At 34.0% G+C, this 6,874-nt stretch carries 7 protein-coding genes and 3 pseudogenes (1 of these 10 running past the window's edge); 7 read left to right on the plus strand and 3 right to left on the minus strand.

Going from position 1 to position 6,874, the window contains the following annotated elements; genetic code table 11:
• Positions 1-6 precede the first annotated feature (6 nt).
• From PWK10_RS15680 to PWK10_RS15695, 4 genes are all read left to right on the plus strand, one after another.
• Positions 7-636: a hypothetical protein gene (locus tag PWK10_RS15680; protein WP_274766680.1), complete on the plus strand. Its 630-nt coding sequence runs from the start codon at positions 7-9 to the stop codon at positions 634-636.
• On the plus strand, positions 624-1,286 hold the full coding sequence (locus PWK10_RS15685; protein WP_274766681.1) for a glucoamylase family protein: 663 nt from the start codon (positions 624-626) through the stop codon (positions 1,284-1,286). Before PWK10_RS15680 ends, PWK10_RS15685 begins: the two co-directional genes overlap by 13 nt.
• Positions 1,287-1,529: 243 nt before the next feature.
• The gene (locus PWK10_RS15690) at positions 1,530-1,832 is read left to right on the plus strand and encodes a hypothetical protein (RefSeq protein WP_274766682.1); all 303 of its coding nucleotides are present in this window, start codon (positions 1,530-1,532) and stop codon (positions 1,830-1,832) included.
• Positions 1,832-2,518, plus strand: a complete 687-nt coding sequence (locus tag PWK10_RS15695; RefSeq protein WP_274766683.1) for a glucoamylase family protein — start codon at positions 1,832-1,834, stop codon at positions 2,516-2,518. Before PWK10_RS15690 ends, PWK10_RS15695 begins: the two co-directional genes overlap by 1 nt.
• 31 nt (positions 2,519-2,549) lie before the next feature.
• On the opposite strand, the gene PWK10_RS15700 is transcribed toward PWK10_RS15695, so the two are convergent.
• Positions 2,550-3,122: a LysM peptidoglycan-binding domain-containing protein gene (locus PWK10_RS15700; protein ID WP_274766684.1), complete on the minus strand. Its 573-nt coding sequence runs from the start codon at positions 3,120-3,122 to the stop codon at positions 2,550-2,552.
• On the minus strand, positions 3,110-3,628 hold the full coding sequence (locus PWK10_RS15705) for a cyanophycinase (protein WP_274768325.1): 519 nt from the start codon (positions 3,626-3,628) through the stop codon (positions 3,110-3,112). Before PWK10_RS15705 ends, PWK10_RS15700 begins: the two co-directional genes overlap by 13 nt.
• Positions 3,629-3,755: 127 nt before the next feature.
• Here PWK10_RS15705 and tnpB point away from each other — a divergent pair.
• From tnpB to iadA, 3 genes and pseudogenes are all read left to right on the plus strand, one after another.
• Positions 3,756-4,822: pseudogene (gene tnpB, locus PWK10_RS15710) on the plus strand (IS200/IS605 family element RNA-guided endonuclease TnpB).
• A 143-nt stretch (positions 4,823-4,965) separates the two neighbouring features.
• Positions 4,966-5,211, plus strand: coding sequence for a hypothetical protein (locus PWK10_RS15715; protein ID WP_446715267.1), 246 nt, complete (start codon positions 4,966-4,968; stop codon positions 5,209-5,211).
• 49 nt (positions 5,212-5,260) lie between these two features.
• A pseudogene (gene iadA, locus PWK10_RS15720) lies at positions 5,261-6,416 on the plus strand (beta-aspartyl-peptidase).
• Between the two features lie 13 nt (positions 6,417-6,429).
• Here iadA and PWK10_RS15725 read toward each other — a convergent pair.
• Positions 6,430-6,874, minus strand: a pseudogene (locus PWK10_RS15725) (class I SAM-dependent methyltransferase) (its annotated part continues 113 nt past the right edge of the window); the annotation flags it as partial.

The following is a 6,874-nucleotide window of genomic DNA, read 5'->3' on the forward strand; positions in this document are numbered from 1 at the left end:
ATTTTTGTGGGGGATATAAATGAAAAAAGGATTTTAACGATATTTTTATCAATTGTTTTATTTTTAAGCATAATAGGGGTTTATTATATAAATAGTCCAAAGTATTACTTAAACAAAGAGGCAAAATTATCCTTTAAATATTTTTGGGAGCAGGCAAATATTGATGAAAATTCACCCGGATATGGACTTGTAAGGGATAGATATCCGGGTGATTCCCAAATAGCAAGCATTGCAGCCACGGGTTTTGGCCTTGCGGCAATACCAATAGGCGTTGAAAATGATTGGATAAGCTATGAGGAAGGGTATAAAAGGGCAGAAAAAACACTGGATACCATTTTAAATATGGAAAACTTTCATGGATTTTATTATCATTTTGTAAATATGGATACTGGAGAAAGAGAATGGAATAGCGAGGTTTCTTCAATTGATACTGCCCTTTTGATGTGTGGAGTTATTACGGTTGGAGAATATTTTGGTGGACAAGTTAAGGAAAAGAGCGATAAAATATTTAATAGGATAAACTGGGACATTTTTGTTGATAAAAACAGGAATATGTTTTATATGAGTTATTCCCCTGAAAGGGATTTCAGGGATATTGGGATTTCTATGCCGAGCAGCTTGTTATGTATATTTTAGCTGCAGGATCAAAAGTGCATCCTATTGATCCTGAGGTTTATTATAGCTTTATAAGGCATAAGGGAAGCTATAAGGGTGATGAATTTATTCATTCATGGTTTGGCTCAATATTTACCTATCAATATTCCCATGCCTTTGTGGATTTTAGAAACATAGTAGACAGAGATGATATTAATTGGTATAAGAATTCTGTTGATGCAAGCCTGGCAAATTATAATTACTCTATAGATCAAGGAGAAAAATTTAAAACCTATGGAAAAAATTCTTGGGGAATTACAGCCTGCGACACGCCCCATGGTTATGATGGAATGTTAGGGGCAGAGCCTTCAGGCTATGATAACACTGCCCATAATGTTGATGGGACTATAGCACCTTGTGGAGCTATAGGTTCTATTGTATTTACTCCAAAGGAGTCAATTTCAGCTTTAAAACATTTTTATAAAATAAAGGATTTGGTTGGTGAGTATGGATTAAAGGATGCATATAACTTGGATGAAAATTGGGTTGCTACAGATTACATAGGAATTGATAAAGGAATAACTCTTCTTATGATTGCTAACTACCAAAATGAGTTTATATGGAAAAACTTTATGAAAAATCAATATGTGCAAAATGGACTTAAAAGGCTTCAATTCAAAAATTTAAAGTAAGGGATGGGGAGAAATGGACAGATTTAAAATTCTTGACTTAGAGGCAAAGGCGTGTTTTGATTTTTTTGGAATGAGGTATCTTTTACAAATGAAGGGTATGGTCTTATAAGGGACAATACTGGTGAACATTCTAAAAATGTTGCCAGCATAGCTTCAGTAGGATTTGGGTTATCAGCTATTGTCATAGGTGTTGAGAGGGGTTGGATAACTTATAATGAGGGTTATGAAAGGGCCCTTAGGACTTTGAAAACGGTATATAACAATGTAGAGCAAAAGGAAGGTTTCTTTGTTCATTTTATAAGCATGGATAACGGAAAAAGGGTTTGGAATAGTGAAGTTTCTATTATAGATACAGCAATATTGCTTATGGGTGCTATAACCTGCGCCGAATATTTTAAAGGAGAAGTTGAGGAGTATTTTGAAAAGATATATAGAAGAGTTAACTTTCAATGGTATACCGATAAAAAAGAAATATGTTTTATATGGGATATTTTTACGATAGCGGCTTTAGTGGATACTGGGATCTTTATGCAGAGCAGATTATGATGTATGTTCTAGGGGCAGCATCTCCAACCTTCCCAACGGATCCAAATATGTATTATACCTTTGGAAGATCAGTTGGAAGGTATAAGGATTATGAGTTCATCTATACATGGACAGGCTCCTTGTTTACTTATCAATTTAGTCATGCTTGGATAGATTTTAGAAATTTAAGGGACAAGTTAGGACAGAACTGGTTTGAAAACTCAGTTAAAGCAACCCTTGCTAATAGGCAGTATTGTATAGACAATCCAGAAGGGTTTAAAACATTCCATGAGTTTTCTTGGGGAATGACGGCCTGTGATTCCCCAACTGGATATAAAGGGCATTTTGGAGCACCACCTTCAGGGCTCGATAATACAATGCATAAAAACGATGGGACAATCCCACCTTGTGGTGCTATAGGTTCTATTGTATTCTGCCCTGAAGAGGTTATTGATACTATGAATTATTATTACTATAAAGTTCCAAAGCTTTGGGGAAAATATGGATTTAAGGATGCTTATAACCTGGATGTTCCTGGTGAATGGTATTCAGAGATTGAAATTGGAATCGATAAAGGGATAAGTCTTCTTATGATAGAAAATTATAACTCTGGGCTTATATGGGAATTAACTATGAGGAATAAACATATTCAAAGGGGACTTGATCTATTAGGACTAAAGAAGGAAAGGATATTGGCTTCAAATTAAGAAGAGAATTCCCTCCTTTTGGAGGGAATTTTTAATTAGGAATTTTTATTAAGGTCCAAGGTTTTATGTTTTTTATGTTAGTGATTTTATTTAATCTTAATATATCTTCCAGCTTTATTTTTAACTGTTTTGCTATAACTTGTAGGGAATCTCCAGGTTTTAATATGACATATTTTTCGAGTTTAATATCTTCAGCCTTTTTAGGAGGTTGTTTTTCATTATATTCCTTTATTTCGACCTTTATTGGCTTAACATTCAAGATAACGTTTATGGCTGCATAGTGGTCAACATTACCGCCGATATATGCCCAGTAGCCCTTTGTATTATTATCCTTTATAAATGTAAACTCAAATCCAATACCATCATTGTCAAAGGCATATCCTACAGCTTTATTTACATTGTAATTGTCTACCAAATATTTTGTCATTAAAGTGGTTGTAGCATCCCTTTCAAAAATTCCTGTTGTTATAGGATTTTTAATTTCATAGTATTCGTAGCCATTTGTTAATTCTTTTTTGGGATTTATTATAAATTCCCTTGTTATTGGATTAAATTTATCCCCTTTATCTATATAGTGAACTATAGCATTATTTATATTAAACAATTTTTGAGACTTGTTTTTGAAGCCCTTGAGAGGTCAAAAATAGTAACTCCATTAAGACCTATTGCCTCAATTAATTGTTCTTTTCCGTAGTAAACTAGAGCACTATCCTCATCTACTCCAAAGGATAAGCTTGAGCCTATTTCATAAGCAGCAACTAATAGCCTTCCAAAGCGACCCTTGCCATTAAAATGTTGATCAATTAAACCATGTGGGAAAAAGCCTAATCCCTTTACAAGGCATGCTGGTCCACCCTCTTGGGTAGTATATTTATCCGTAATACCATATTTTAATGCTTCAAGGCTTGAGCCGCCGGCAAACATTGGATTACTCATTATAGCTGCACCAGCACTTGTTCCGCCTAGCACAGCACCATTTTTATATATTTCCCATAGTGCATCTAAAACAAGTGTATTTGAACCGTCCTGTCTTATTAAAGTTTGTGTTATTCTTGTCTGATCTCCACCTACAAACCAAATTCCAGTAAATTCTTTAATTTTTCTTGCAATTTCAGGATTATCTCCGTTTTTTAACTAAAGAGCAACAGAAGTCGCCCACTTCTATAAGTGGGTGATGAATGTTGATTGATAAATTCTTTTTATGATATAATCAGTATTACAGGAAGGAGGTGTAATTTTGCTAAAGGCTTATAAATACAGGATATATCCAACAAAAGAACAAGAAGAATATTTTGCTAAAGTATTTGGTTGTGTAAGATTTATATACAACAAAATGCTACATGACAGAATAGAACATTATAAGCAAACAGGAGAAATGCTAAACAATACACCTGCACAATATAAAAAGAATATCCGTTTCTAAAGGAAGTAGATAGCCTTGCCCTTGCTAATGCACAGCTTAATTTAGAGAAGGCATATAAAAACTTTTTAGAGATAAGAAAATAGGTTTTCCAAAATTCAAGAAAAAGAAAGGTTACCAGTCTTATACTACAAATAATCAAAATGGGACAGTAACACTTGAAGGTAGTTATCTAAAAGTTCCAAAGTTAAAGACAAAAATAAAAATAAAACAACACAGACAATTTGAAGGAAGAATTAAATCCGTAACTATATCAAAAACGCCAACAGGTAAATATTATGCTTCTATACTTGTAGAAGAAGAAATTAAAGAATTACCTAAAATAGATAAAAAGTAGGTATAGATTTAGGCATTAAAGAATTTTCTATTTTATCTGATGGAACAAAGGTAGAAAATCCAAAATGGTTAAGAAAAACAGAAAAAGAATTAAAATTATACAAAAATCATTATCAAGAAAGCAAAAGCAAAGTAAAAACTATGAAAGGACAAGACAAAAACTTGCAAAACTACACGAAAAAATATCAAATCAAAGAAAAGATTTTCTTCACAAATTATCTTCTAAAATTATACACGAAAATCAAGTTATAGTTTTAGAAGATTTACAGGTAAAGAATATGCAACAAAATCATAAATTAGCCAAAGCAATAACAGAAGTATCATGGGCAGAATTTAGAAGGATGTTAGAATATAAAGCAAGATGGTATGGCAGAGAAATAATAATAGCACCACAAAATTATGCATCAAGTCAAATATGCAGTGAATGTGGATATAAAAATCCTGATGTAAAGAATTTAGCATTGAGAGAATGGAAATGTCCAAAGTGTGGTGCAGTTCATGATAGAGATATAAATGCAAGCAAGAATTTGCTAAAATTAGCCATGTGATTGGTATATATGGGGAAGGAACAGCCCTTTGAGCGTGGGTAATCTGGTAACAGAAGTTACCTTGACCACGAAGCTACCACTTCTATAAGTGGGGGTAGTTCACTTTCTTTGTAGTTTCAGGTTCAGGCCAGGCATCTATTACAATGCCTATTATGGCGCCACTTTCAGACCTTGTTGGGGTAACAAGACAGGTTGCTGTTTTAGCCTTCCAGCTTGGAGATGGCTTGACAAACATTATAGTTCCAACATCAGCTTGTCTCATGGGCGTTTTAGGAGTTGCAAGAGTAGATTGGGGAAGATGGGCAAAATGGCAAATAAAGATGCAGCTATTCTTGTTTGCATTAGGCACTATATTTGTCCTTGTGGCACATTTTATAGGATTTAATTAATTTAAAGGGGCCTATGCCCCTTAATTTTACATCAAAAGAGGTGAGCATCTTGTTAAAACTTATAAAAGGAATCGAAGTTTATTCGCCTAAATATTTAGGAATAAAGGATGTTTTAATAGTGGGAGATAAGATAGGGAAAATAGACGATGAGGTTGACATTTTGGGAGTTGAAGTTGAAATTATAGAGGGAAAAGGTAAAAAGCTTCTACCAGGTTTTATAGATAGCCATGTCCATATAACAGGTGGTGGAGGGGAAGGAGGTTTTAAAACAAGGACCCCTGAAATAGTTTTATCTGATGTTATAAAGGGTGGAATTACAACTATTGTAGGAACTTTAGGGACAGATGGGATAACAAGAAGCCTTGAAAACCTTTATGCAAAGGCAAAGTCTTTAGAGGAAGAAGGAATAACGACGTTTATTTATACCGGTTCGTATAGGGTGCCGCCTGTAACTTTTACAGGTAGCATAATGAAGGATTTAATACTTATAGATAAAGTTGTTGGTGTTGGAGAAATTGCACTGTCTGATCATAGATCTTCACAGCCAACAATTGAAGAAATAAAAGATTAGTTGCCGACGCAAGGGTTTCGGGGATATTATCTGGAAAGGCTGGAGTTGTTAATATCCATATGGGTGATGGTGAAGAAGGCCTTGATATGCTGATGGAAATAGTAGACACCACTGAAATCCCTATAACTCAGTTTTATCCTACCCATGTAAATAGGAATCCTTATCTTTTAGACAAGGAATTGAATTTGCAAAGATGGGTGGATTTATAGATTTTACAACAAGCTCTGATCCGGTATTTTATGAAGAAGGTGAAGTAAAAGCAAGTAAGGCTCTGAAAAAATGCATAGAAGATGATTTGGAGGATAACGTAACATTAACTTCAGATGGGCAGGGAAGCCTACCCAAATTCAATGAAAAGAGAGAGCTTGTGGGATTACAGGTTGGAAGAGTAACAACTTTATTTAAAGAGGTTAGGGATGCAGTTTTTGATGGGGTGCCTTTAGAAAAGGCTATAAAGGCAATTACGGTAAACCCTGCAAAGATTTTAAAGCTTAGCAGTAAAGGGTATATAAAGGAAGGTTATGATGCTGATATGGTTCTAATTGATGAAGAATATAATATCGATACTGTAATTGCAAAGGGCAGAATAATGATGAAGGACAAGAAGATCTTAACCTATGGAACTTTTGAATAAAGCCTGCAGAGGATCATTCCTTTGCAGGCTTTTGGCCAGAAATGTAATACATGCTATCATCATCAATTTTAATGGATATATTGAAATACTTTTGCATTAACTTTTCCGTTTCCTCAACAGGTGGTAAAAGGTGATGTTTAAAACTATCAATTGTTTTGTGAATTTGGTTTATTTTTTCTTTGCTCTCAGAGTGGGCTATGATTATTTTTCCTCCGGGGTTTAATAGGGATAGTATATGTTTAAAAAGTTTGTCTTTGTCTTCTATATGGGGATATACGGAATACAGAAATACATAATCATATCTATCCTCTGAAAACTCAAATATATCTTTTGCTATAAAATTAATTCTTATATCATTATATTTTTCCTTTGCCTTTTCTATCATTTTCTCCGAGATATCGATGGCGGTAATTTTATTTGGGTTTGTTTCAAGAAGATATTTAATTAAAATTCCAGTT

This window comes from Caloramator sp. Dgby_cultured_2 (assembly GCF_028872215.1).
Lineage (GTDB): Bacteria > Bacillota > Clostridia > Clostridiales > Caloramatoraceae > Caloramator > Caloramator australicus.